Below are 25444 nucleotides of genomic sequence, written 5' to 3' on the forward strand. Positions count from 1 at the left end.
TTCCGGACGGAAAACCGCTTCGCACCTTTCCTGGAATTGGCTTTGAAGGCGACGCAATTCCGGACGGAAAACCGCTTCGCACCTTTCCTGGAATTGACTTTGGAGTGCCGCAATTCCGGACGGACGCTTCGCACTTTTCCTGGAATTGACTTTGAAGGCGACGCAATTCCGGACGGAAAACCGCTTCGCACTTTTCCTGGAATTGGCTTTGGAGTGCCGCAATTCCGGACGGAAAACCGCTTCGCACTTTTCCTGGAATTGCTTTAGACGCGGCGGAAGGTGAGATAGGCGGAACTCCGCCCTTCCCTGCGGGCCTTGGCCTCGTAGCGCGTGCTCGGCCAGCCCTCGTATGGCGTCAGCCAATCAGCCGCATTCTTGGCCGTCCATTCGAAGGCCGCGTGATCGCGACAATGCAACAGCGTCCAGTTGACATAGGTGTCGATATCCGAGGCGAAGCAGAACAGCCCGCCCGGCTTCAGCACGCGTGCGAAGCGATCGAGGTTTACCTTCGACACGAAGCGGCGCTTCCAATGTTTGCGCTTCGGCCAGGGGTCCGGATAGAGCAGGTCGATCTGATCGACGGAGGCGGCCGGCAGCCAGTCGAGAACCTGGGTGGCATCGTCGTCGTAGAGGCGAATGTTGCTGACGCCGCGATCCTCGATGTGACCGACGAGCTTGGCCATGGAATTGACGAAAGGTTCGACGCCGATGAAGCCCGTCGAGGGCGCCTCGGCCGCACGGTGGATCAGGTGCTCACCGCCACCGAAACCGATTTCGAGGCGAATGCGCTCCACGCCCTCGGGAAACATCGTCTTCAGATCGACGGGAGCCGCAGTCGAAAGATCGAGCTTCAGCGTCGGCAGCACGGTTTCCAGATGAGTCGCCTGTCGCTCGCGGAGCGGCTTGCCCTTGCGGCGGCCGAAGAAGGCCTCTGTAGCTCTGGCGCGGCGCGGTTCGGTCATGTCGTTCGTCCCTTGGTCACGATGATTGAGATCGAGCCGATCCGAAATCAAAATGAACGAAGCGGACGCTCCTTGCCGGAGCGCCCGCTCTGATTTTCGCAGCGCCTGATAGCAGGCCGTTGCGTTATCTTCAATGCGCGTTGCCGCGCCAAAGGCAGCCTTAGGCGGCTGCCCGACCGTTGATCGAGCCGGTGTCTTCGTCGATCGCCGCCTTCAGCGGCTTCACCAGATCGAGCTTTTCCCACGAGAAGGAGCCGTCACGGCCAGCCTTGCGGCCAAAGTGGCCATAGGCAGACGTCTTGGCGTAGATCGGCTTGTTCAGATCCAGGTGGCGGCGAATGCCGGTCGGCGACAGGTCCATCGTCTTGCGGATCGCGTGCTCGACCTGATCTTCCGAAACCTTGCCGGTGCCATGCAGGTCGACATAGATCGACAGCGGCTGGGCGACGCCAATGGCGTAGGACAGCTGGATCGTGCAACGGTCGGAAAGGCCGGCGGCCACGACGTTCTTTGCCAGGTAGCGCGCGGCATAGGCAGCCGAACGGTCGACCTTGGTCGTGTCCTTGCCCGAGAAGGCGCCGCCGCCGTGGGGCGCTGCACCGCCATAGGTGTCGACGATGATCTTGCGGCCGGTCAGGCCGGCGTCACCATCAGGACCACCGATAACGAACTTGCCGGTCGGGTTGATGTACCAGGTGCAGTCGTCGGCGATCTTCAGATCGTCAAGCGCTTCGCGGATGTAGGGCTCGACGACCGCGCGAACCTTGGCCGAATCCCAGCTGTCATCCAGGTGCTGCGTCGACAGAACGATCGAGGTAACCTCGGTCGGCTTGCCGTCGACATAGCGCACCGTGACCTGGCTCTTGGCATCGGGGCCGAGCTTGGCGACTTCGCCCTCGCCCTTCTTGCGGGCAGCGGCGAGCAGATTGAGGATGCGGTGGGAATAGTAGATCGGGGCCGGCATGAGTTCGGCGGTTTCGCGGCAAGCGTAACCGAACATGATGCCCTGGTCGCCGGCACCCTCTTCGCCCTGCTTGTCGGCAGCGTTGTCGACGCCCTGAGCGATGTGTGCCGACTGGAAGTGGAGGAGCACGTCGATCTTCGCCGTCTTCCAATGGAAGCCAGCCTGCTCATAGCCGATCTCGCGGATCGCCTTGCGGGCGGCGGATTTGAACTTCGAGGGGTTGATCACGTCGTTGCCATCCTTGTCCTTCTTCAGAAGGCTCGGCGGCAGGCGCACTTCGCCGGCAATCACGACGCGGTTGGTCGTCGCCAGCGTTTCGCAGGCAATGCGCACGCCCCAGGGGTCGACGCCGGTCTTGGCCGCCTCACGGTAGACCAGATCCACGATCTCGTCGGAGATACGGTCACACACCTTGTCCGGATGACCTTCGGCTACGGATTCACTCGTGAACAGGTAGTTTGCACGCATGCGGGAAGTCCCCTCAATGAAGATAAAGCGCTGGCACGGTGTTAGTGGTTTTGCGACCGAAAAACAAGCGCACAACGACATAAATATATCTTTATATGAAGGTCTCGACCAATCATGTCGACGTGAGCGTGCAAAAGCACGCACGAAAAAAGCGGCACAAGTGGCCGCTTTGTTTTCAAGTCCCGACGGGGAACGTTGGAACTATTCGCTTTCTGCTTCCGCAGCGAGTGCCTTGACCAGGTCGACAAGCCGGCGGCGAACCTTCGGGTCGGTGATCTTGACGAAAGCGCGGTTGAGTTGCAGCCCCTCGGAAGACGACAGGAAATCGACAACGTAGTTGGAGCTGGAGGCTTCTGCCGTGCCGGGCTGGCCGCCACCACTATCGCCCGGGGCATCCTCGAAGAAGAAGGAAACCGGAACGTTCAGGATGCCTGAGATGTTCTGCAAGCGGCTGGCGCCGACGCGGTTGGTGCCCTTCTCGTACTTCTGGATCTGCTGAAAGGTGATCCCCAGGCTTTCACCGAGCTTCTCCTGGCTCATGCCAAGCATTGTGCGGCGAAGACGAATCCGACTTCCGACATGAATGTCGATCGGGTTCGGCTTCTTCTTGTTTTCGATCATATCTGCGTTCCCAAACACGCTGTTTCGTTGATCCATCGCCCAACATGAGAGCAACGCTCGCCGAGGCGGCCGCCACGGCGAAAGACAAAGTCGCCACAACAAGGACGATGGTGCGGATCACTATGCAATTTTAGGGGTTTTAGGTCAATTCTTCCTAATATTAAAACCAGCACGCGAAAACACTGCAACCAGAAGGAGGAACAGTGCACCCAGCCAGAAAACTCGGCTTCGCATAGCGTCGTCCAAAGGCGTAGGCATCCTTCCCGGCAGAAGTGTGTCGACCACTCCCCTATAATTGTAGGACAATCCTACCATTAAAACCCCACGTGCATCAACAATTGCTGATATACCGCTGTTCGCTGCCCGGACAAGGGGGGTTCCGGTCTCGACGGCGCGCAATTGCGCCTGGTGGAAATGCTGGCGCGGGCCTGGGGTATCGCCGAACCAGGCGTCGTTGGTGATGTTGAGCAGAGCGTCCGCGCGACGCGCGTCGCCGTCGATCTCGTCCGGGAAGATCGCCTCGTAGCAAACAAGCGGATAGAGCGTCCTGCCGCCGGGTAACGGCAGCAGCGTGCGGCTCTTCGCCGCCGAAAAGCCACCCGGCATCGAGGCGGCGACCGAGCTCAGCCCCCAGGAGGAGAGCAGTTCCTCGAAAGGCAGATACTCGCCGAACGGCACCAGATGCACCTTGTCGGCAGCACCAACGATCTGGCCGCGGCCATCGATGACATAGATCGAGTTGTAGTAGCGTGGCGGCAGGCCCGTTCCCGCGTCCTCCGCCCGCACGGCGCCGGCAATCAGGATCTGGTCATCGTCGAGCACCTCGGCAATGCGGGCAAGCGCGTCCGGGTTATCGGTGAGGATGAACGGGATCGAGGTCTCGGGCCAGACGACGATGTCCGGCCGCTTACCTCCGTTGTCCGGAGCAGCGGTGGTCAGGGTCAGATGCTCCTCAAAGACCGCCGCGCGCTCGCGGTCGTCGATCTTCTTTGCCTGGTCGATCACCGGCTGGACAAGACGTATGGTCAGCGCCGGCTCGGCCGGCGCCGGCGCCGGCTGCGCCAGGCGGTAAAAGCCGAAGCCGATATGGGCGGTGAAGAGCACGAGCGCTACCGTCAGGCCGATCCGGCTCCCTCGGCCCGTCGCGATCAGTGCGGGAGCCGCAAAGACGAAGACGGCCAGCATATTGATGGTCGAAAGGCTCACGACGCTCGCCGATTGCATCATCAGTGGCATCGGCATCGCCGCGTAGCCGATGGCATTCCACGGAAAACCGGTGAACAGGAAACTGCGCAGCCACTCGCAGAGGCCAAATGCCAAAGCGAGCGCCGCGATCCGCCCCACTCCGTCGGACCAGAGCGCGCGGGCGATCAGCGTCGCCAAGGCATAGAACAGCGCCAGGAAGGCCGGGAGGCCGACGACGGCAAGCGGCAGCGCCCAGGCAAATTCGTCCGCTTCAACGAGAAGCGCATTGCCGAGCCACCAGAGGCCACCAAGAAAGTAGCCGAAGCCGAACAACCAGCCGACCGCCGCTGCCGGCCACAGCCGTCTGACGACACCGCCATCCGGATTGCCGGTGGCGCCATCGAGCAACCAGACCAGAATGGGGAAGGAAATAAACGCGAAAGCGAAGATGCCGAAGGGCGGTTGTGCCAGAACGGCGAGGAGCCCTGCGAGGAACGCGAGCAATGCCCGGGGGAACCCGGAGAGAAGCATCACCCTGCCAGCCAGTCTTACCATGCAGCCTCCAGTCGATCCCGGCCGCCAGCCACGGCGCGGGAGCGAAACAACAACCGAATCAATCGGAGCCAGTCTTCCAAAAAACCGGCAGCTTGTCCCCTTCAGGGGGGGTCGAATCGGATGCGGAAGGCATGTCCTGCGGCCGAGGTCGCAATGCGCTCCGGGAAACTCACGGAGCTCTTTCGGACCGGAAGACGTCAAGCGGATGGGCGGGAGATATCTGCCCCGCGCCTGTGGAGACGCGCGGGGACCGGCGGTTACTGTTCGTCGGTGATCGCTTCGGTAGGCGCGGCACCATTGGCACGACTGACGGGGATCATCTCCGGAGCGGCTTCGCCTTCGGGCCGCAGCATGCGACGACGCGCCGGCGGGCGTTTGCGCATGATGCGAACACGCTTCACCCGCCGTGGGTCGGCATCGAGGATCTGAAATTCGAAACCGGGAATCGCCTGAACAACCTCACCGCGCACTGGAATTCGGCCGAGTGAGGCGAAGATCAGACCGCCGAGCGTATCAACATCCTCGAGTTGCTCGCGCACGTCGAAATCGGGGCCGATCGCAGCGGCAATCTCCTCCAGCTCGACACGTGCGTCGGCAACGAAAACATCGTCCGAGGTGCGCGCGAACATCACTTCGTCGTCGTCGTGCTCGTCCTCGATATCACCGACAACCATTTCGACGATGTCTTCAAGCGAAACGAGACCATCGGTACCGCCATATTCGTCAATGACCAGCGCCATCTGAATACGGGCGGCCTGCATGCGTTGCATCAGGTCCGAGGCCAGCATCGACGGCGGCACGAAGAGGAGCTGGCGGACGATGCCCGCCTCTTCCAGCGACTTGCCAAGATCGATGCGGGAGAGATCGAAGCTTGCCTTGGGGGACCGAGGCGTCTTCTCGGCCTTGTCGCCCACCGTCGTTGCGGCCGCCTGCGCCTTGCCGCTGCGGCGGCGATTGCGCGCCTGCTTGGTGACGTAGGAGAGCAGGTCACGGATGTGCACCATGCCGCGGGGATCGTCGAGACCGTCGCTGTAGACCGGCATGCGCGAGCGGCCGGACTCCTCGAAGATCACCATCAGCTCACCGATGGTGATGTTCTGGTCAACCGCCTCGATATCGGCACGCGGCACCATGACGTCTTCCACCCTGATCTCGCGGAAGCGCAGTATGTTGTTGAGCATCGCCCGCTCGCCGGGCGAGAAGGCCGCGTTGCTATCGGCGTCGGTCTGGAGCGCGTCGGCAAGATCCTCGCGCAAGCTCGAAGGGCTTGCACCGCGCAACAGGCGCGCGGCCCGGCTCCAAAAGGATGAAGTGGATCTGGTGCCCTCGTTTCGAGTGGCGGTGCTACTACTGCCCGCCTCCGCCTCTCCGGAGGCCTCTGCCTCCTCGGTCGCCAGCGCGGCGGGCTGTGTTTTAAAGTCGCTCATTGGTCCAAACTGTTAATCCGGGGCACGATCCCCGTAGGGGTCAGATAAGCCAAGACGCGCCAAAATGCGAGTCTCCAGGCTTTCCATTCTTTCGGCTTCGTCGTCTTCCATATGATCATAGCCGAAAAGATGCAGGAATCCATGCACGAGAAGATGCGTCAGATGCGCATCGAAGGACTTGTCGAGTTCCACGGCTTCGCGCTCAAGCGTTTCGCGCGCAACGATGATGTCGCCGAGCATCGGTCCCGGCATCGCGCCCGGCGCCACCGGGAAAGCAGGAAAAGACAGCACGTTGGTCGGCTTGTCCTGGTTTCTCCACTCGGCATTGATCGCCCGCATGGAGGCGTCATCGGTAAAGACGAGGGAGAGTTCCGGAGGCGTCTTCGGCAGGGGCTGTCGCTCTTCAGCGACGAGAAATGCGGCCGCGGCTTCGAGCACCGGCGAGGAAAAGGCAAGCAACGCCTCTTCCTCCGGCCAATTGCCCTCTTCCACGCTGATCTGAATGTCCAATGCCGTCATGTTCGCTGCGACCGCCGATCAGCGGTCGCCCTGCTCGCTTTCATCATGCACGGCCGTGTGGGACTCGTATGCCCTGACGATGCGCGCAACCATCGGGTGACGGACGACGTCGACGTCCTTGAAGCGGATCACCGAGACGCCCTCGACCCCTCTCAGGATCTGCAGCGCCTCGACCAGCCCCGACTTGACGCCGCGCGGCAGGTCCACCTGACTAGGGTCGCCGGTCACGATCATCCGACCGTTTTCACCGAGGCGGGTCAGGAACATCTTCATCTGCATCGATGTGGTGTTCTGCGCCTCGTCGAGAATGACGGCAGCATTGGCAAGCGTGCGGCCGCGCATGAAGGCGAGCGGCGCGATTTCGATCACGCCGGCGGTGATTGCACGCTCGACCTTGTCACCCGGCATCATGTCATAGAGCGCGTCGTAGAGCGGCCGGAGATAAGGGTCGACTTTCTCCTTCATGTCGCCAGGAAGGAAGCCCAGGCGCTCACCGGCCTCGACGGCGGGGCGCGACAGCACGATGCGATCGACGGCACCGCGCTCCAGAAGCTGTGCAGCATGCGCCACAGCGAGATAGGTCTTGCCGGTACCGGCCGGGCCTACGCCGAAGACAAGCTCGGAACGCTCAAGCGCACGGATGTAGGCATCCTGCGTTGGCGTGCGCGCTACGATCGTCTTCTTGCGCGTCGAAATCTGCGCCATCGTCAATTTGGCTTTGCGCTCCATGGTTGGCAATTGTAGCTGATCGTCTGCAGCAACCGCCATACGGATCGCGCCCTCGACATCCGAAGAATCGATGGAAGCGCCGCTCTGCAACCGCCCATAGAGATAATCGAGCGCACGGCGCGCCTGATTGGTGGCAACGATGTCGCCGGAAATCGCGACAGAGTTGCCCCGCGGCCTGGCGTCGATTCGCAGGCGCTCTTCAAGAAGCTTCAAGTTCTGGTCGAACTGACCGAAGAGTTCGCTGGCGAACCGATTGTTCTCGAAGGTCAGCACGAAGTGATTGGCGTCTGTCGCAGAGGTTTTCGACTGGCGCGAGGATGAAGAAATCAGTTCGTGTCCGTTCAAGCGGTTCAGGCTCCTGTTCTCGGTCCTTACCCGATCATCTCGGCAAACAGGCTGTTCGGCCCGGCCTTGATGATTCGCACCTTGATAATGTCACCGATTTGCGATGCTTTTGCATCAACATTCACCGGCTGCAGCCACGGCGAACGCCCGACGAGCTGGCCGGGCATGCGTCCTTCCTTCTCCAGAAGCAGGTCGATGTCGCGCCCGACGCAGGATTCGGCGAAGGCACGCTGCTGCGAAAACAGCAAAGCCTGCAATTTTTCCAAGCGCTTGGCTTTTACATCCTCGGGAACCTGATCGCCGAGCTCGGCGCCGGGCGTGCCCGGACGGGTCGAATATTTGAATGAAAATGCCTGTGCATAACCCACGGCCTCGACGAGGCGCATGGTGTCTTCGAAGTCCGCATCGGTCTCGCCGGGGAAGCCGACGATGAAATCGCCCGACAATGCGAGGTCCGGCTGGACGGCGCGGATGCGCGCAATCAGCGCCAGATACTCGGCCGCCGTGTGCCTGCGGTTCATTGCCTTGAGGATACGGTCGGAGCCGGATTGCACTGGCAGGTGCAGGTAAGGCATCAGCTTGCCCATCGAGCGATGCGCCTCAATCAGGCTATCGTCCATGTCGCGCGGATGGCTCGTGGTATAGCGCAGCCGGGCGAGACCCTCGATCTCACCGAGACGCTCGAGCAGGTCGCCTAGCCCCCATTCGCGGCCATCAGGCCCGACGCCGTGCCAGGCGTTGACGTTCTGACCGAGCAGGGTGATTTCCCGCACGCCGCCATCGACGAGCTTTTCGGCTTCCGAAACAATCTGGGCGACCGGGCGCGAGACTTCCGATCCACGGGTGTAGGGCACGACGCAGAAGGTGCAGAACTTGTCGCAGCCCTCTTGCACGGTGAGGAAAGCGGTGACGCCGCGGGCGCGGGTCTTCATCTTGTCGGGCGCCGGCAGGTGTTCAAACTTGTCCTCGACGGCATACTCCGTCTGTACGACCCGTTCGCCGCTGCGGGCGCGCTTCAGCGCTTCCGGAAGACGGTGATAGGTCGTCGGGCCAATAACGAGATCGACGGCCGGCGCGCGCCTGAGGATCTCGTCGCCTTCGGCCTGCGCAACGCAGCCGGCAACGCCGATCACCATTTCGCGGCCTTCCTTGGCCTTCGCCTTCTTAAGATCGCGCAGGCGGCCAAGCTCGGAATAGACCTTCTCCGCCGCCTTTTCGCGAATATGACAGGTGTTGAGGAGCACGAAATCAGCATCCTCGAGCACATCGGTCGAGACATAGCCGTCGCGCGACAAGGCGTCCGACATGCGGTCGGAATCATAGACATTCATCTGGCAGCCATAGGTCTTGACGAAGACCTTGCGGGCCGGCGCGCGCTCGTCGCCCGGAGCGGGCGGTATCGACAGAAGGGCTGTTTCCTGGGTCATGGCGGGTTACTTAGTGCAAAGCGGCCCGAAATTGAAGCATTTTCGCTGAAGTCGCCCTTATCGCAAAGGGCGTCAGACCCGTCCGCGCAACCGGTCCGACAGCATGCTGCGGATGCGCTGCTCGATCTTGCGGCTCACTTCCTTGCGATTGGTGTGCCGGTCGTAGTCGACCGCCTCGCCAAAATCGACATCCACCTCGATGGCGCCTTCGCGCAGGATGCCGAGCAGGTGCGGAACAAGGCCGGTATCACCCGGCCAGGCGGCGATCGGCCGGTTGAAGCGGCCCATGGGCATGCCATGAATACCGGTATAGGAAATGGCGACCGGCTGCACATGCACAAGCCCGGTCGGCGAATGCGGAACCGCAGAGGCGGCGGCACCGAAGAGCGAGGTCTTGATCTCCAGCAGGCGATTGCCGTCCGAGGTCGTTCCCTCTGGAAAGAGCACGACGATCTCGCCTGCCGCCATGCGCTCACCGATCTCGCTCACCTGCTTGCCGGTCGAGCGCTTCTGCTCGCGTTCGACGAAGATCGACGCCTGCAGCCGGGCAAGGACACCGAAAACCGGCCAGCCCTTCACCTCGGATTTGGCGACGAAGACGACATCGGCGACTGACGAGAGCACCAGGATGTCCTTCCAGGAGGCGTGATTGGCGCAGATGAGCAGTGGCCGACGGCGCTCGGTTTCACCGTGTACACGCACCTTGATGCCGAGCAGATAGCAGGCGAGCCTGTGCCAGTATCGGGGCAAGCGGCGGCGCAGTTTCAGGCCAAACCAGAGGCAGACGACCTGGATCGGCATCAGGACAAGCGAAACCAGCGCCAGAAGCGCTGCGAAGATCGCAATCCGTAGCCAATTGATCATCCGGGAAAAGAGTTCCTGCGCGCGATTCTAGAAATTGGAGCGGGATGTGGGCGGAAAACCGCGTACACTTTTCCTCATCCCGTTCTAATCCGCGCTTGGGACTAGCGAAGATCGAGCCGCATGACAAGCGCGGCGGTTCGCTGGCCGGCCTTGTCCTGATAATAGGCGCGGCGCTCGCCGACCTTGGCAAAGCCGAGCTTACGGTAGAGCCCGATGGCCGCCTGATTGGTCTCGTCCACTTCCAGGAAAAGCGCCTCCGAGCCCTTGACCAGCGCCTCGCGCATGGCCGCCTGCATCAGCCGCCAGCCAAGGCCGGAGCGGGCATAACGCGGATCGACACCGATCGTGAGGATCTCGGCCTCTCCGGCGACGGCGCGTGACAGGACGAAACCACCGAAGGCCGGGCGAAAGTTGCCATTCGTCTGCCTGGCAACGAAACCGAAGACCGTTTCCTGAACCAGGAGCGCGTGGATTTCGCCATCGGTCCAGGGGCTTGCAAAGCGCTGGCAGTGCAATGCCGCCGCCGCAAGCAGGTCCGCTTCCTCCAGCGGGAAAATGTCAAACTCGGTGCGGCGGGTGAAGTAGTCGGTGAAGCTCATCTCGGTCTATGCTCGGGCGATCGCGAAGCCCGCCTGCGGCTTGGCATCGGGGCCTCTGAGGTATAGCGGCCGCGGCTTGGCCGAGGCTGGATCGGCGGCAGCGCCAAGCTGTGCAAGGGCGGCGACGTCAATGAGTTCAAAGGGGGTGGCCGGCATATCTGCAGCGACGAGATGTGCGCCGGAACCGCCGATGATGCCATCGAACCCGGAAAAGCGATCCCGCGCGCTCTCGACCGACAGCGCCTCGGCATCACCGAGCGCGTTGCCGGTCGCATCGAAAGCCTGGACATAGACCTCGTCCCGCTTCGCGTCGATGGCGACAAGAGCTGCCTTGCCGGGTGCGGTCGCGCGCAGTCCTTCGGCCAGAACCGCAAGCGTCGTGACGCCGACCGCGGGCTTGCCAAGCGCCAACGCCAGACCGCGGGCGGTGGCCACACCGACCCGTATGCCGGTGAATGATCCGGGGCCAACGGTGACGGCGATGCGGTCGATATCACCGAGCGAGCGGCCGGCTGTCACCAGTGCTTCGTCGACGAACTCCATCAGCCGCTCGGCGTGTCCCTTGCCGAGATCGGCGCCGGAGCGCCCGAGCACGGCGCCCGCTTCGCTGTCATAGACGGCAGCGGAGCAGCCGGAACCGGACGTGTCGAGCGCAAGTACAATCATTTCAACGCTGTGATCTTTTGAGACGCCACAAGCCGCAAAGCCGATCGGGCTTTGCGGTAAAATCGATACGCTAAACGTTACGCGCAGGCTACGGCGCGATATCAGACGGCCTCGACCGCTTCCACCTCTGGAACGAAATGGCGCAACAGATTCTGAACGCCATGCTTCAGCGTCGCCGTCGACGACGGGCAACCGGAGCAGGCACCCTTCATGTTGAGGAACACGGTGCCATCCTTGAAGCCGCGGAAGGTGATATCGCCACCGTCCTGGGCAACGGCCGGGCGCACACGCGTTTCCAGGAGTTCCTTGATGGTGGCGACAATGGTCTCGTCACCCTCGTCGAAGAACTCGCCTTCCTCGTCAATCTGCTCGGCGCGACCGCTGCCGGCCACGATCGGCTGGCCCGACATGAAATGCTCCATGATCGAACCGAGGATCGCCGGCTTCAGGTGCTGCCATTCCTGGTCTTCCTTGGTGACGGTGATGAAATCGTAACCGAAATAGACACCGGTGACGCCCGGGATCGAAAACAGCCGTGCCGCGAGCGGCGAGCCGGCGCGTGCCTCTTCCTCGTCACGGAACTCGGCCGTGCCGTTTTCCAGGACAACCTTGCCCGGCAAAAACTTCAGCGTGGCCGGATTCGGCGTGGCTTCGGTCTGAATGAACATGTCAGTCTCCGTTTCGCCGGAGCGGCATTCGCCCAGCTCTTTAGAATAATTCAAAAGAATATAGGGGCATGGCCCTCTGGTCGCAAGAGTACATACCGACGCAGGTCAACTGAGCGCGTCGATCTCCTCGTCCGTCAAGGCATCGGGGATGACCGTGACGGGGATAGGAAAGGCCGCGGCCTTGCCCGCAATCGAAGACACCAGGGGGCCGGGGCCCTCCTTGGCTGATCCGGCGGCCAGCACCAGAATGGCAATGTCACGATCCTCCTCGATCGCCGCATGGATCTGCTCCGTCGCGGTCCCCTCGCGGATGACGATCTCGGGCTCGATGCCGATCCGCTCGCGGACCGACTGGGCCACCTTGGCAAGCGTCGCCTCAGCCTCCTCGCGCGCTTCCGCACGCATGATTTCCTCGACACCCAGCCATTGCTGGAAGTCGCCGTCGGCGATCACATAGAGCAGGACGAGACCGCCATTCGAATTCTTGGCGCGCATGCCTGCATAGTGGACGGCGCGCCCGCATTCCGGGGTATCGTCAATCACCGCCATGAATTTGCGACGGTGACCTTCAAGTCGAGAGAGTCGGGTAGAGACCATAGGGTGAACAATACATCCAGGGCGGGCCGCCGCAAGGTCTGATTTTTGCGTTTCGGAGCGGGACACGGAAAAGTGCCCGACGTTTTCCGCCCGTATCCCCTCCGACCTCGATTATCGAAGTGAATCTGGGTCTGGGGGACCAGACCCAGCCATTTTCTTACTGCAGGAAGCCAATGATCTCGCGAACTTCGCGCATCGTCTTTTCCGCCCTCGCCCGCGCCCGCTCGCCGCCGTCGCGCAGGATCGCATCGATATGGGCAGTATCGCCCATCAGGCGGCGCATCTCGCCGGTGATCGGCGAGAGAACCTCGACAGCCAGATCCACGAGCGCCGGCTTGAACACCGAGAACTGCTGCCCGCCGAATTCGGCGAGCACCTGTTCCTTGGTCTTGTCCGACAGTGCCGCATAGATGCCCACGAGGTTTTCCGCTTCCGGGCGACCCTTGAGGCCATCGAGCTCGCTCGGCAACGCGTCCGGGTCGGTCTTGGCCTTGCGGATCTTCTTCGAGATCGTTTCGGCATCGTCCATCAGGTTGACACGCGAAAGGTCGGACGGATCCGACTTCGACATCTTCTTGGTGCCGTCCCGGAGCGACATGACGCGCGGCGTAGCACCACCGATCAGCGGCTCGACCGGCGGGAAGTAGGCGTGGATGGGCTCTTCGCCGACGACCATGTCGACGCCATAGCCGGCGCTGCGGATATGTTCCATGAAGTCGATGTTGAACTTCTGGGCGATATCGCGCGTCAGCTCGAGGTGCTGCTTCTGGTCGTCGCCGACCGGAACATGGGTGGCGCGATAGACGAGGATGTCAGCCGCCATCAGGCTCGGATAGGCGAGCAGGCCAAGCGAGGCGTTCTCGCGGTCCTTTCCGGCTTTGTCCTTGAACTGCGTCATGCGGTTCATCCAGCCGATACGGGCGACGCAGTTGAAGATCCAGGCGAGTTCGGCATGCTGCGGCACGGCCGACTGATTGAAGACGATATGTTTCTTCGGATCGATGCCCGAAGCGATGAAGGCGGCGGCGATCGAGCGGATCTGCCCCTTCAGGTCCTCGTGCACGAGCTGGGCGGTGATCGAGTGCAGGTCGACGACGCAGTAGATGCAGTCGTTGTTTTGCTGCAGCGCCACGAACTTGCGGATCGCGCCGAGATAGTTGCCGAGGTGGAGGTTGCCCGTCGGCTGAACGCCGGAGAATACGAGCGGCTTGAATTCGTTCATGTCGTCCTCAATAGGCTGGTGGAGGGCCCCAGGGCTTTTTGTCGCCCATGTTGCTAACGGCTTGGCTTATGCACGGGTGGCAGGGGGCAATCAAGGGGTCGAGGACGGCGCGTTCATCCAGCCGGCTGCAACAGATCCCAATGGTTGCCGAAGGGATCGGTGAAGACTGCAACGGTGCCATAGGGCTCATGCCGAGGCGTTTCCAGAAAGACGACGCCTTCGGCAAGCATCGCGGCATGGTCGCGGGCGAAATCGTCGGTGAAGAGGAAGAAGCCGACGCGGCCGCCGGTCTGGTTGCCGATCGCCGCCTGCTGACGCTCGCCGTCTGCCTTGGCAAGCAGAAGCGCGGTCTCGACCGCGCCTTTCGGGCGGACGACGACCCAGCGCTTGTTGTCGTCGAGGACGGTGTCCTCCACGAGATCGAAGCCGAGCTTGCCGCAATAGAAGGCGATGCCGGCATCATAATCCGGCACGACCAGGGCAATGCGTGCGATCGTCTGGCGCATCAGTCGGCCTCCGGCGCTGCTGCTGGGTCGGCCGGCGCCTTCGCCCCGCGTTTCATGTTGCGGCGGATCATGCCGAGGCTCGCGCCACCAAGCCCGAAGGCAAGCGCGAAATAGACCACCATGGCGACCGCGACCAGGCCGCACAGGGTGATCGCCCGCGTCAGCAATGACGCGGCAGACGAAAGCTCGAAGGCGAACCAATCGATGGCGAAGTACAGCGCCGCCGCCATGCCCGCCGCCGCGATGACGAGACGGGGGATGCGGGTGAGCAACGGGATGTCCCTGCCCCAATGTCCGCGCCACACGAGCGTCGCGAAAAGCAAGACAGCGTTCACCCAGCCGGCGACGATTTCGGCAGTGGCGATGCCGCTTGCGCCAAGCCGCGGAAACAAGGTGAGCGCCATGGACACGTTCACGACGACGGAAATCGCAGCGAAGATCATCGGCGTGCGGGTGTCCTCACGCGCGAAGAAGCCGGGAATAAAGGCCTTGATCAAGACGAAGGCCGGCAGGCCGAGACCGTAGATCGCCAGGATGTGGCCGACGACGACGGTCGATTCCGGCGCGAACTTGCCGCGCTCAAAGAGCAGGCGAACGATCGGCTCCGACATGACGAGGAGTGCGGCGGCCGCCGGCAGCGTCAGGAACAGCGTGAACTCGACCGAGCGGTTCTGCAGGTTCGACGCCTCGTTGACATTGCCGGAGCGCAGCGCCCGGGCAAGCTCGGGCAAGAGCACGGTCGCAACCGCGATGCCGACGACGCCGAGCGGCAGCTGGTAGATGCGGTCGGCATAGACGAGCGACGACACAGCACCTTCCTGGGCGGAGGCGATGTTGGTGTTGATCAGGAGATTGATCTGGGTGATGCCGCCGGTGATCGCCGCCGGCAGGGCCAGCACCAGCAGGCGCCGGACATTGGCGGTCATCCTCGGACGGCGCAAGCCGATCTTGATGCCGGCGTCGCGCACGGCGATCCAGACGATCGCAAGCTGCACCAGACCGGCAGCCATGACACCCCAGGAGAGCCCGTAACCGACCGCGATCGGATCCTGGCCCGCATACCAGGCATAGCCGAGCACGCCGATGAGGATGAAATTGAGGAAGACCGGCGCGATTGCGGCGGCGAAATAACGGTGCAGCGAGTTCAGCATGCCCGCCATCATCGCCGCCAGCGACATGCAGGCCAGATAGGGGAACATGATCGCCGCAAAGACGATGGTGCTGCCAAGCTTCTCCGGATCGTCGGCAAAGCCGGGCGCAATCAGGTTGCTGACGATGAAGGGCATCGTCAGCTCCATCGCGATCGTCAGGAACAGAAGCACGGTGAAGAGGACGCCGAACACTTCTTCCGAGAAGCGCCGCGCGCCCTCCATGCCGTTCGCCTCGATCTCCTTGGCGAAGAGCGGCACAAAGGCGGAATTGAAGGCGCCTTCGGCAAACAGCCGTCGGAAGGTGTTCGGCAGGCGGAAGGCGGTGTTGAACGCATCGGCAACCGGACCGGTGCCAAGCGCTGCCGCCATAAAAGTTTCGCGGATGAAGCCGAACAGCCGGCTTCCAAGCGTCGCACCGCCGACGGTTGCAAATTTCTTGACCAGACTCATGTTTCGGCTTTTGTCGTTTTGTGAGCGGAGGAGACGCCCGGCGCCGGCGCGATGATGCCCGATGGCATGCGGTCGCGCGCCTCGTCACCCTCGCCGGCCATGGCGGCCTTGAGGCGGGCGGCGATGTTCATCTGACGGTTTTCGCTTGTCACCTTCTGACCGACGAGATCGGTGACGTAGAAGGTGTCGATCACTTTCTCGCCGAAGGTGGTGATATGCGCCGAGGCGATGTCGAGCGAAAGATCAGAAAGAACCGCGGTGATTTCGGAGAGCAGACCCGGACGGTCGAGGCCCTCGACCTCGATTACCGTGAACTTGTTCGACAGCGTGTTACTGATCGTCACTTCCGGCGTCACGGTGAAGGCCCTGGTGCGCTTCTTCACCTTTGTACGGCTGGCAATCACTTCCGGCAGGCGCTTGCGTCCGGCAAGCACATCCTCGATCAGCTTGCCGATGCTCGCTGCCCGGCGCATCTCGTCGTCATCGACGGCGAACTCGCGGTTGACGAGGATCGTATCCAGTGCGCGACCGTCCGAGGTGGTGAAGATCTGGGCGTCGACGATGTTGGCGCCGGCGGCCGCGCAGGCACCGGCGATCACGGTCAAGAGACGCGGGTGGTCGGGCGAAAGCACGGTGATTTCGGTGATCGCGTGGAACTGGTGGCTGCGCACCATGGTCGCCAGCGCCTTGCCGGCGGCGTCCGCCTCGCGGATGAAGCGCGCGTGCCGCACCTGATCCTCAAGGGCCACGGTCAGCAGATAGGGCTGATAGTGCAGGCGCACATAGGCGTCCCGTTCCTCATCCCGCCAATCCGTCAGCGCCTCGCCGAGCATGGTTGCGGCATGCGCCGCGCGCTCCTTGCGCGACAGTTCCGAGAAACCGCCCGAGAGCAGCAGCTCCGTCTCGTAATAGAGCGTGCGCAGCAGCTGCCCCTTCCAGCCGTTCCAGACACCCGGGCCGACGGCGCGGATATCGCAGACGGTGAGCACCAGGAGCATCTTCAGCCGGTCGAGCGACTGTACCCGCTCGGCGAAGTCGACGATCGTCTTGCGGTCGTTGAGGTCGCGCGTCTGGGCGACCATCGACATCAGCAGATGTTCCTCGATCAGCCAGGCGACGAGCTCCGTCTGCTTCGGCGAAAGCCCGAAGCGTGGGCAGAGCTTGCGCGCCACCTTGGCGCCGGCCGTGGAATGGTTCTCCGGCCGGCCCTTGGCAATATCGTGCAACAGCACGGCGACATAGAGCGCCTCGCGCTCCTCGATCCCCGGCATCAGCTTGGCGACCAGCGGATGCGCCTCTTCCTCGATGCCGCCCTCGATGCGCGAGAGCACATCGACAGTGCGCAAGAGGTGCTCGTCGACGGTATAGTGATGATACATGTTGAACTGCATCATCGAGACGATCTTGCCGAAATCCGGGATGAAGCGGCCGAGCACGCCGGCCTCGTTCATCCGCCTGAGGATCAGCTCCGGCTTGCGGCGCGAGGTGAGGATCGACAGGAAGAGGCGGTTCGCCTCCTCGTTTTCGCGCAGCGCCGGTTTGATCAGGCTCAACGACCGCGTGACCTGACGCAGCGCCGCCGGGTGGAACTCGAGCCCGTTGATGTCGGCGATGTGGAAGAAGCGCAGCAGATTGACCGGATCGCGCTTGAAGACATCGGGGCTTGCAAGCGCGATGCGGCCGCCATCATCAACGAAATCGAGCGTGCCGGCGATCTTGCGGCTGCGATGGGTGAAACGGCCGATGATCCCGGAAATACCGGGCGCATCCTTTGCCTGCTGGTCTTCAAGTGCGGCACAGAAGATGCGGGTGAGGTCACCGACGTCCTTCGCCACCAGGAAGAAGTGCTTCATGAAGCGTTCGACCGCGGAGAGACCGGGGTGATCGTGATAGCCGAGCGCCTCGGCAATCTCGCGCTGGATGTCGAAGGAGAGCCGTTCTTCCGCCTTGCCGGTGAGGAAATGCATGTGGCAACGCACGGCCCAGAGGAAATCCTCGGCTTTCTGGAAGAGCTGGTATTCCTGTCGCGACAGGACGCCGAGTTTGACGAGATCGGCCGTATCCTTCAGGCGGTAGAAATACTTGGCAATCCAGAACAGCGTGTGCAGGTCGCGAAGACCGCCCTTGCCTTCCTTGACGTTCGGCTCGACGAGGTAGCGCGTGTCGCCGGCCTTGCGGTGGCGCTCGTCGCGCTCGGCAAGCTTGGCGGCGATGAAATCCGGGCCGGTGTTGCGCACGATCTCGTGGTCGAACCGCGTTTCGAGTTCGGCGCACAACGTCTCGGAACCGCAGATGTAGCGTGTTTCGAGAATGGCCGTGCGGATCGTCATGTCGGCGCGCGACAGGCGAATGCACTCGTCGATCGTGCGGGTGGCATGGCCAACCTTGAAGCCCAGATCCCAGAGGATGTAGAGCATGAACTCGATCGCCGGCTCCGCCCAGACGGCCTTTTTGAGCGGCAACAGGAACAGAAGGTCGATATCCGAGCCCGGCGCCAGCGTGCCGCGTCCATAGCCGCCGACCGCCGTCACGGCGATGCGGGACGCCGGCGGCGCATTGGCCGCGTCGAAGATCTCGTTCAGCACGAAATCGTGCAGCACCGTGATCAGCTGATCCTGCAGCCAGGAAATGCGTTCGGCACAGAGAATGCCGGCACCGTCAGCGTTAAACAGTTCGCGCGCCTTGGCGCGACCGGCAACATTGGCCTGCTTGAAGGCGGCAAGCAGCGCCTGGCGCATCGGCTCGCGTTGCTCGGCATGGGCCGAGGCGATGAAGTCGCATTTTGCTCGGAGCGCTGCGACATCGAGGATTTCGGGAAAGAAAGTTTCGTGTCTGCCCATGAAGTGCCGAGGGGCGTCCTGTCCGACTGGTTGCGTGGTTCGCTGCATGAAGATGCGCTCCTGCATGCTCCCATCCGATCAAGGCCGAACCGGGACCGAGCAGCATTTTCAATTTACTACCGGCTCAATGCCGCGCCCTTTCAAGGAGCGCGGCGCTGTATAGCCTTTTTCACCGACGCATGCACAGCAAAAACCGAATGCCCGCTACCGGGCGCTCAGTTCCTTTTTCAGGGCGTAGAGCGCATCGAGCGCCTCGCGCGGCGTCATGTCGTCGGGGTTGAGCGCCTTCAGCGCCTCGTCAACCCTGGAGTTTCCGGAAGGCTTGGCCTCTTCACGCCGGATCGCCACCTGGAACAACGGCAGATCATCGATCAACTGGCTTGCCGGGTTCTTGCGATCGGCGTCCTCGAGCTTGGCGAGCACGTCCTTGGCACGCGCCACCACGGAGGCCGGCAGGCCGGCCAGACGGGCGACCTGAATACCGTAGGATCGGTCGGCGGCACCCGGTCCCACCTCGTGCAGGAAGATCACGTCGCCGTGCCACTCCTTGACGCGCATCGTCGCGTTCGAGAGGCGTGCGAGCTTCTCCGAAAGCACCGTTAGCTCATGGAAGTGGGTGGCAAACAGGCCGCGGCAGCGGTTGGCCTCATGCAGATGCTCGACCGCCGCCCAGGCGATCGACAGACCGTCAAAGGTGGCGGTGCCGCGACCGATCTCGTCGAGGATCACCAGCGAGCGATCGGTCGCCTGATTGAGGATCGCCGCCGTCTCGACCATCTCGACCATGAAGGTCGAACGGCCGCGCGCCAGATCGTCGGAGGCGCCGACGCGAGAGAAGAGCCGGTCGACGATGCCGATATGGGCGCTGGCCGCCGGCACGAAGGTGCCCATCTGCGCCATGATCGCGATCAGGGCGTTCTGGCGCAGGAAGGTCGACTTACCACCCATGTTGGGACCGGTGAGCAGCCAGATCGCTCCACCCTCTTCATTCGCCGGCGGCGACAGATCGCAGCCATTGGCGACGAAGGCATTGCTTGCCTGGCGCTTCAGCGCCTGCTCGACCACCGGATGGCGGCCGCCGTCGATGGCAAACATGCGCGAGCGGTCGACGACGGGGCGGGCATAGGCCTGCTCTTCGGCAAGCACCGCGAGGCCGACCGAGACGTCGATGGTCGCAAGCGCAAATGCGGCAGCCTTCAGTGCCTCGGCTGCCGACACGACCTCCGATGTCATCGCCTCGAAAGCTTCAAGCTCGATCGACAGGGCGCGGTCGGCGGCATTGGCGATCTTGCTTTCCAACTCGGCAAGCTCGGTCGTGGTGAAGCGCATCGCGTTGGCCATCGTCTGGCGATGGATGAAGCGGGCGCGACCGGCATCCGTGTCGGTCATTGAACCGGCATTGCCGGCGGTCACCTCGATGAAATAGCCAAGCACATTGTTGTGCTTGATCTTCAGCGACTTGATACCGGTCTCTTCGGAATACTGCAGCTGCAGCCCGGCGATCACCCGGCGCGACTGGTCGCGCAACGCCCGCACTTCATCGAGTTCGGCATTGGCGCCTTCGCAGACGAACCCGCCATCCCGCTTTAAGAGCGGCAGTTCCTCGCCAAGGGTAGCGTCGAGCAGACCGAGCAGACCAGCTGGCAGCGCGTCGATCGCGGCCCGTGCATTCTTCAGTTCGTCCGAGAGCGTGCCGGCAGCCATCAGGCGCGAAATCGAGGCAGAGGCGTGCAGGCCGGCGCGGATAGCGCCGAGGTCGCGTGGGCCGCCGCGGCCGAGTGCCAGCCGCGACAGAGCGCGTGGCATGTCCGGCGCACGCCTGAGCGCGTCGCGGAGATCGCCACTGAAGGAAGGTTGGTCCGCCAGGATCTCGATCGAATCCAGCCGCTGATTGATGCGATCCGGATCAGTCAGCGGCGACATCAGCCGCTCGGCCAGAAGCCGGGCGCCGCCGCTGGTCACGGTGCGGTCGAGCGCCTTCAACAGCGTGCCTTCGCGGGCGCCGGAGAGCGTCTTGACCAGTTCGAGGTTGCCGCGGGTCGCCGGATCGATGAACAGCGTCGAGGCCGCACTTTCGCGCTCGGGCGTGCCGAGCGCCGGACGTTCGGCAAGCTGGGTCTTCTCGACATAGGAGATCGCCGCCGAGGCAGCCGCGAGTTCGGCGCGTGAAAACGTGCCGAAACCATCGAGCGTCTTGACGCCGAAATAGCGGGCAATGCGCCCTTCGGCCGTGGCACTGTCGAAGAGCACCGCCGGCTGCGGCACCGCGACGCAGCCGAGCACATCGAAGACGGGCCGAAGGTCCGGGTCATGAAACACCGTATCGGCGAGGATCAGCTCGCGCGGCTCGACGCGCAGGATGTCGGCAAGCAACCGGCTCTCTGCGGTCTCGGCCAAACGGAAGATGCCGGTCGAGATATCGATCCAGGCAAGCGCGTAAGCCGGTTCCGATCCGCTTTTGATCCGCGCCAGCGCCATCAGATAGTTGGTCTCGGACGGTGAAAGCAGCTTCTCTTCGGTGATCGTGCCCGGTGTTACCAGGCGCACGACGTCGCGGCGCACCACCGACTTGCTGCCGCGCTTCTTGGCTTCGGCCGGATCTTCCACCTGCTCGCAGACGGCAACGCGGAAGCCGAGCCCGATCAGCTTCTGCAGGTAATCGTCGGCGGCATGCACCGGCACGCCGCACATCGGAATTTCCTGTCCCATGTGCTGGCCGCGCTTCGTCAGCGTTATACCAAGCGCGCGCGAGGCTTCGACAGCGTCCTGGAAGAACAGCTCGTAGAAATCGCCCATGCGATAGAACAGCAGCGAATCCGGGTTGTTCGCCTTGATCTCGATAAACTGTTCCATCATCGGCGTCGCAGTGGAACGGCTTTCCTCGCTCGCCAGTTCGGCTGCAGATAAAACCTCCCCTGCGCGGGTCGAATAGTCTGTCACGAAATTCATGATTGTTCCGAAAAAAGAGATGGCACACTATCGCCAAGGAATTATAGACGACAACCATAAAGAGGCGCGCCGCAAGGCTCGCCCACAGGAGGATAGAGGAAACATGCCGGCCACCGACAAGACCGATCGCACCATGACGAGCGTCACCGCGCAGGAAGCGCTCGATTTTCACTCGCAGGGTCGCCCCGGAAAGCTGGAGATTTCCCCCACCAAGGCGATGGCCACCCAGCGCGACCTGTCGCTTGCCTATTCGCCGGGTGTCGCGGTTCCAGTGAAGGCGATCGCCGAGGATCCCAACACTGCCTATGACTACACGACACGCGGCAACATGGTGGCCGTCATCTCGAACGGCACGGCGATCCTCGGCCTCGGCAACCTCGGCGCGCTTGCCTCAAAGCCGGTCATGGAAGGCAAGGCGGTGCTGTTCAAGCGCTTTGCCGACGTCGATTCGATCGACCTCGAAGTCGATACCGAAAACGTCGACGAGTTCATCAACTGCGTGCGCTTCCTCGGCCCATCCTTCGGCGGCATCAACCTTGAAGACATCAAGGCGCCGGACTGTTTCATCATCGAGCAGAAGCTGCGCGAGGTCATGGACATCCCGGTGTTCCACGACGACCAGCACGGAACCGCGATCATCGCCGCCGCCGGCCTCATCAATGCGCTGGCTTTGACCGGACGCGACTTCAAGACGACGAAGCTCGTCTGCAATGGCGCCGGTGCCGCAGCAATCGCCTGCATCGAACTCATCAAGTCCATGGGCTTCAACCCGGAAAACGTCATCCTCTGCGACACCAAGGGCGTGATCTTCGAAGGCCGCACCGAGGGCATGAACCAGTGGAAGTCGGCGCATGCGGTCAAGACCGACCGCCGCACGCTCGCCGAGGCGCTCGAAGGCGCCGATGTGGTCTTCGGCCTCTCGGCCAAAGGCGCGCTTTCGGAAGACATGGTACGCTCGATGGCGCCACGGCCGATCATCTTCGCCATGGCCAACCCCGATCCGGAAATCACGCCCGAGGAAGTCGCCCGCATCCGCGACGACGCGATCGTCGCCACCGGCCGTTCGGACTATCCGAACCAGGTCAACAATGTGCTCGGCTTCCCCTACATCTTCCGCGGTGCGCTCGACGTGCGCGCGACCACCATCAACGACGAAATGAAGATCGCCGCAGCCGAAGCGCTGGCGAGCCTTGCCAAGGAAGACGTTCCCGACGATGTCGCTGCCGCCTATCAGGGCAACCGGCCGCGCTTCGGCCCGCAATACATCATTCCGGTTCCCTTCGATCCGCGCCTGATCTCGTCGATCCCGATGGCCGTTGCCAAGGCGGCGATGGAAAGCGGCGTCGCCCGCAAGCCGATCACCGATCTCGAGGCCTATGGCCGCCAGCTTTCCGCCCGGCGCGACCCGATCGCCTCGACATTGCAGCGCATCTACGAGCGCGTCCGGCGCCAGCCGAAGCGCATCGTCTTTGCCGAAGGCGAAGAGGTGCAGGTCATGCGCTCGGCGATCGCCTATGCCAACCAGCAGCTCGGCACCGCGATCCTGCTCGGTCGCGAGGAGCGCATGCGCGAGACGGCGGAGCGAGAAGGCATTGACCTCGACCGGCCCGGCATCCAGATCGTCAATGCGCGCCTTTCCAAGCGCGTCAGCGCCTACACCGACTATCTCTACGCCCGCCTGCAACGGAAGGGCTTCCTGTTCCGCGACGCCCAGCGCCTGATCAACAACGACCGCAACCACTTCGCCGCCTGCATGGTGGCGCTTGGCGATGCCGACGGCATGGTCACGGGCTTGACCCGCAACTATTCGACGGCGCTCGAGGACGTGCGCCGGTGCATCGATCCGAAGCCCGGCCATCGTGTCATCGGCGTCTCGATCGCGCTTTGCCGTGGCCGCACGGTGCTCGTCGCCGATACGGCGGTGCACGACATGCCGACGGCCGAGGAACTGGCTGATATCGCCGAAGAGGCCGCAGGCCTTGCCAAGCGCCTCGGCTACGTGCCGCGCGTGGCGATGCTTGCCTATTCCACCTTCGGCCATCCCTCGGGCGAACGTTCGGAGCGGGTGCGCGAAGCGGTCAACATCCTCGACAAGCGCCGCGTCGATTTCGAATACGACGGTGAAATGGCGGCCGACGTGGCGCTCAACGCCCGCGTCATGGAGCAGTATCCGTTCTGCCGCCTCTCCGGCACCGCCAACGTGCTGGTCATGCCGGCGTTCCACTCGGCATCGATCTCGACCAAGATGCTGCAGGAGCTTGGCGGCTCGACGGTCATCGGTCCCTTGCTCGTCGGCTTCGACAAATCGATCCAGATCGTCTCGATGTCAGCCAAGGATTCCGACATCGTCAACATGGCGGCGATCGCCGCCTATAATGCCGGCATGTAAGGCCGGCATTATAGGACAGACGGCTGCACCATTCTGACGCAGCCGTCTCCAAGCGGAGCACCGGGCGAGCCGGTCGGTAGCAATTCGAAACAACTTTAGCCAAGAAAAGCCCGCTTCCTTCAAAAGGAAGCGGGCTTAATAACAGGCAATGTGTGTATGTTTAAGGTAATGAAAGCAGGAGTCTTGGGAACCCTATACCTGTCGATCCCGGAAAGATCGGCAGTTTCTCCATTTATTTTCTCTATTCGTTCGTCATGAAATTAGAGAAGAACATGACAATACAAGTCTCTCTTTCGACACCGAAAGTCAAATCCATCATTAATATTTGGTTAACCTGAACGCGCTCCCGTCAGGAGACGGACGTCGCAAACCGTCCGGCATCGGCGCCGTAATAGTTCAGATAGCGGCCGGAAATATTGCTGATCGGCAGCACGATCAAAACATCTGTCGTGCGGAACGCGTGATCAACCACGGCGCCATCACCGACCATCGCACCCAGGCGCATGTAGCCCTTGATCAGCGGCGGCAAAGCGGCGAGCGCCTTCTTGGCGTTGATCGCCTCGGCCGGCATCAGATCCATCGTCCGGTGCAGTTCGGGACGGGCACTGACGGCCCAGTCGTCGCGGGCGCGGATGTTGTGGTGCAGGAAGGAAAGCGCCAGCGCGTGCTCGGCCGGGACGACGCCCGGGAACGAACCACAGCCGAACATCGCGTCCATGCCGTACTTCAGCGCATAGGCCCAATTGCCCTGCCAAAGCAGTTCGACCGTGCGCTTCGTGCGGTATTCCGGCAAAACGCAGGAGCGACCGAGCTCCATGAAGCGCTTGGTCGGGTGGCGAGCGAGAAGCGCATCGATGGCAAATTCGGAAGCCGAATAGAAACCGCCGGAACGCTCGGCCACATCCTGGCGGAGCAGGCGATAGGTGCCGACGATCTGGTCTTCGGTATCGCCCTCGATCGCGGTGTCGAGGACGAGCAAGTGATCGCAGATCGCATCCCAGCTGTCGACGTCGCGTTTGCGACGATCGGCTTCGGCGCCGACTTGCGCCTTCATTTCCTCGACGAAAACCTTGTAGCGCACGGCCTGGGCGGCATCGATCTCGGACGCGGTACGGGCAAGCCGCGTCTCAAGGTTCGCGATCCGGCCGAGTACGTCGGTCGCCGGAGCGGCAGCCTTCTTGCCGATGCAAGCCTGAGAAGTGTCAACCACGTTCGCCGAATCCAGTAGCTCGATGGCCATCCGCGTCATCCCGAATCAAATCTGTCTGCCGGGCTTAGACCACGTTTCTGCAACAACATAGTGACATGAAAGCGGCGCACAACCCCCGCGGCCCGATCGAT

20 protein-coding genes are annotated in these 25444 nt (G+C 62.6%); 1 reads left to right on the forward strand and 19 read right to left on the reverse strand.

The features are described 5' to 3' along the window. Positions 1–263: 263 nt before the first annotated feature. The 18 genes from trmB to mutS all read right to left on the reverse strand — a co-directional run bounded on the left by trmB (position 264) and on the right by mutS (position 21714). Complete coding sequence (trmB, locus tag BBX50_RS01585; protein ID WP_065773631.1) at positions 264–962, reverse strand: tRNA (guanosine(46)-N7)-methyltransferase TrmB; 699 nt, start codon at positions 960–962, stop codon at positions 264–266. Between the two features lie 160 nt (positions 963–1122). After that, positions 1123–2394 (reverse strand): methionine adenosyltransferase, encoded by a 1272-nt coding sequence (gene metK / locus BBX50_RS01590; RefSeq protein WP_065773569.1) that lies wholly within the window; start codon positions 2392–2394, stop codon positions 1123–1125. 201 nt (positions 2395–2595) lie between these two features. After that, on the reverse strand, positions 2596–3015 hold the full coding sequence (locus BBX50_RS01595) for a helix-turn-helix domain-containing protein (protein ID WP_065773570.1): 420 nt from the start codon (positions 3013–3015) through the stop codon (positions 2596–2598). A gap of 144 nt (positions 3016–3159) precedes the next feature. Then, on the reverse strand, positions 3160–4755 hold the full coding sequence (lnt, locus tag BBX50_RS01600; protein ID WP_065773571.1) for an apolipoprotein N-acyltransferase: 1596 nt from the start codon (positions 4753–4755) through the stop codon (positions 3160–3162). Between the two features lie 257 nt (positions 4756–5012). Next, on the reverse strand, positions 5013–6182 hold the full coding sequence (locus BBX50_RS01605; protein ID WP_065773572.1) for a hemolysin family protein: 1170 nt from the start codon (positions 6180–6182) through the stop codon (positions 5013–5015). A gap of 12 nt (positions 6183–6194) precedes the next feature. After that, positions 6195–6701, reverse strand: coding sequence for an rRNA maturation RNase YbeY (gene ybeY, locus BBX50_RS01610; protein ID WP_065773573.1), 507 nt, complete (start codon positions 6699–6701; stop codon positions 6195–6197). Between the two features lie 18 nt (positions 6702–6719). Beyond that, a complete protein-coding gene (locus tag BBX50_RS01615) occupies positions 6720–7775 on the reverse strand; it encodes a PhoH family protein (RefSeq protein WP_065773574.1) in 1056 nt (351 codons plus the stop codon). Between the two features lie 26 nt (positions 7776–7801). Continuing rightward, the gene (miaB, locus tag BBX50_RS01620) at positions 7802–9202 is read right to left on the reverse strand and encodes a tRNA (N6-isopentenyl adenosine(37)-C2)-methylthiotransferase MiaB (protein ID WP_065773575.1); all 1401 of its coding nucleotides are present in this window, start codon (positions 9200–9202) and stop codon (positions 7802–7804) included. Between the two features lie 72 nt (positions 9203–9274). After that, positions 9275–10066 carry a lysophospholipid acyltransferase family protein gene (locus BBX50_RS01625; protein ID WP_065773576.1) on the reverse strand — a complete coding sequence of 264 codons (792 nt, stop codon included), beginning with the start codon at positions 10064–10066 and terminating at the stop codon, positions 9275–9277. Positions 10067–10167: 101 nt separating this feature from the next. Continuing rightward, a complete protein-coding gene (locus tag BBX50_RS01630) occupies positions 10168–10665 on the reverse strand; it encodes an N-acetyltransferase (RefSeq protein ID WP_065773577.1) in 498 nt (165 codons plus the stop codon). Between the two features lie 6 nt (positions 10666–10671). Beyond that, complete coding sequence (gene tsaB / locus BBX50_RS01635; protein ID WP_065773578.1) at positions 10672–11331, reverse strand: tRNA (adenosine(37)-N6)-threonylcarbamoyltransferase complex dimerization subunit type 1 TsaB; 660 nt, start codon at positions 11329–11331, stop codon at positions 10672–10674. Positions 11332–11432: 101 nt separating this feature from the next. After that, positions 11433–11999 carry a NifU family protein gene (locus BBX50_RS01640; protein ID WP_065773579.1) on the reverse strand — a complete coding sequence of 189 codons (567 nt, stop codon included), beginning with the start codon at positions 11997–11999 and terminating at the stop codon, positions 11433–11435. A gap of 105 nt (positions 12000–12104) precedes the next feature. Next, complete coding sequence (locus BBX50_RS01645) at positions 12105–12596, reverse strand: universal stress protein (RefSeq protein WP_057248011.1); 492 nt, start codon at positions 12594–12596, stop codon at positions 12105–12107. A gap of 157 nt (positions 12597–12753) precedes the next feature. Then, on the reverse strand, positions 12754–13818 hold the full coding sequence (gene trpS, locus BBX50_RS01650) for a tryptophan--tRNA ligase (RefSeq protein ID WP_065773580.1): 1065 nt from the start codon (positions 13816–13818) through the stop codon (positions 12754–12756). 113 nt (positions 13819–13931) lie between these two features. Next, a complete protein-coding gene (locus BBX50_RS01655; RefSeq protein WP_065773581.1) occupies positions 13932–14324 on the reverse strand; it encodes a VOC family protein in 393 nt (130 codons plus the stop codon). Beyond that, positions 14324–15925 carry a murein biosynthesis integral membrane protein MurJ gene (gene murJ, locus BBX50_RS01660; protein WP_065773582.1) on the reverse strand — a complete coding sequence of 534 codons (1602 nt, stop codon included), beginning with the start codon at positions 15923–15925 and terminating at the stop codon, positions 14324–14326. The genes BBX50_RS01655 and murJ overlap by 1 nt, the downstream gene beginning before the upstream one ends. Further along, positions 15922–18765, reverse strand: a complete 2844-nt coding sequence (locus BBX50_RS01665) for a [protein-PII] uridylyltransferase (protein WP_139108383.1) — start codon at positions 18763–18765, stop codon at positions 15922–15924. Before BBX50_RS01665 ends, murJ begins: the two co-directional genes overlap by 4 nt. 204 nt (positions 18766–18969) lie before the next feature. After that, a complete protein-coding gene (gene mutS / locus BBX50_RS01670) occupies positions 18970–21714 on the reverse strand; it encodes a DNA mismatch repair protein MutS (RefSeq protein ID WP_065773584.1) in 2745 nt (914 codons plus the stop codon). Between the two features lie 103 nt (positions 21715–21817). On the opposite strand from mutS, the gene BBX50_RS01675 reads away from it, so the two are divergent. Further along, the gene (locus tag BBX50_RS01675) at positions 21818–24103 is read left to right on the forward strand and encodes an NADP-dependent malic enzyme (RefSeq protein WP_065773585.1); all 2286 of its coding nucleotides are present in this window, start codon (positions 21818–21820) and stop codon (positions 24101–24103) included. 349 nt (positions 24104–24452) lie between these two features. On the opposite strand, the gene BBX50_RS01680 is transcribed toward BBX50_RS01675, so the two are convergent. Then, positions 24453–25343 (reverse strand): GNAT family N-acetyltransferase, encoded by an 891-nt coding sequence (locus BBX50_RS01680; protein WP_065773586.1) that lies wholly within the window; start codon positions 25341–25343, stop codon positions 24453–24455. Positions 25344–25444 lie beyond the last annotated feature (101 nt).

Source organism: Ensifer sp. LC11, from assembly GCF_001695835.1.
GTDB lineage: Bacteria > Pseudomonadota > Alphaproteobacteria > Rhizobiales > Rhizobiaceae > Ensifer.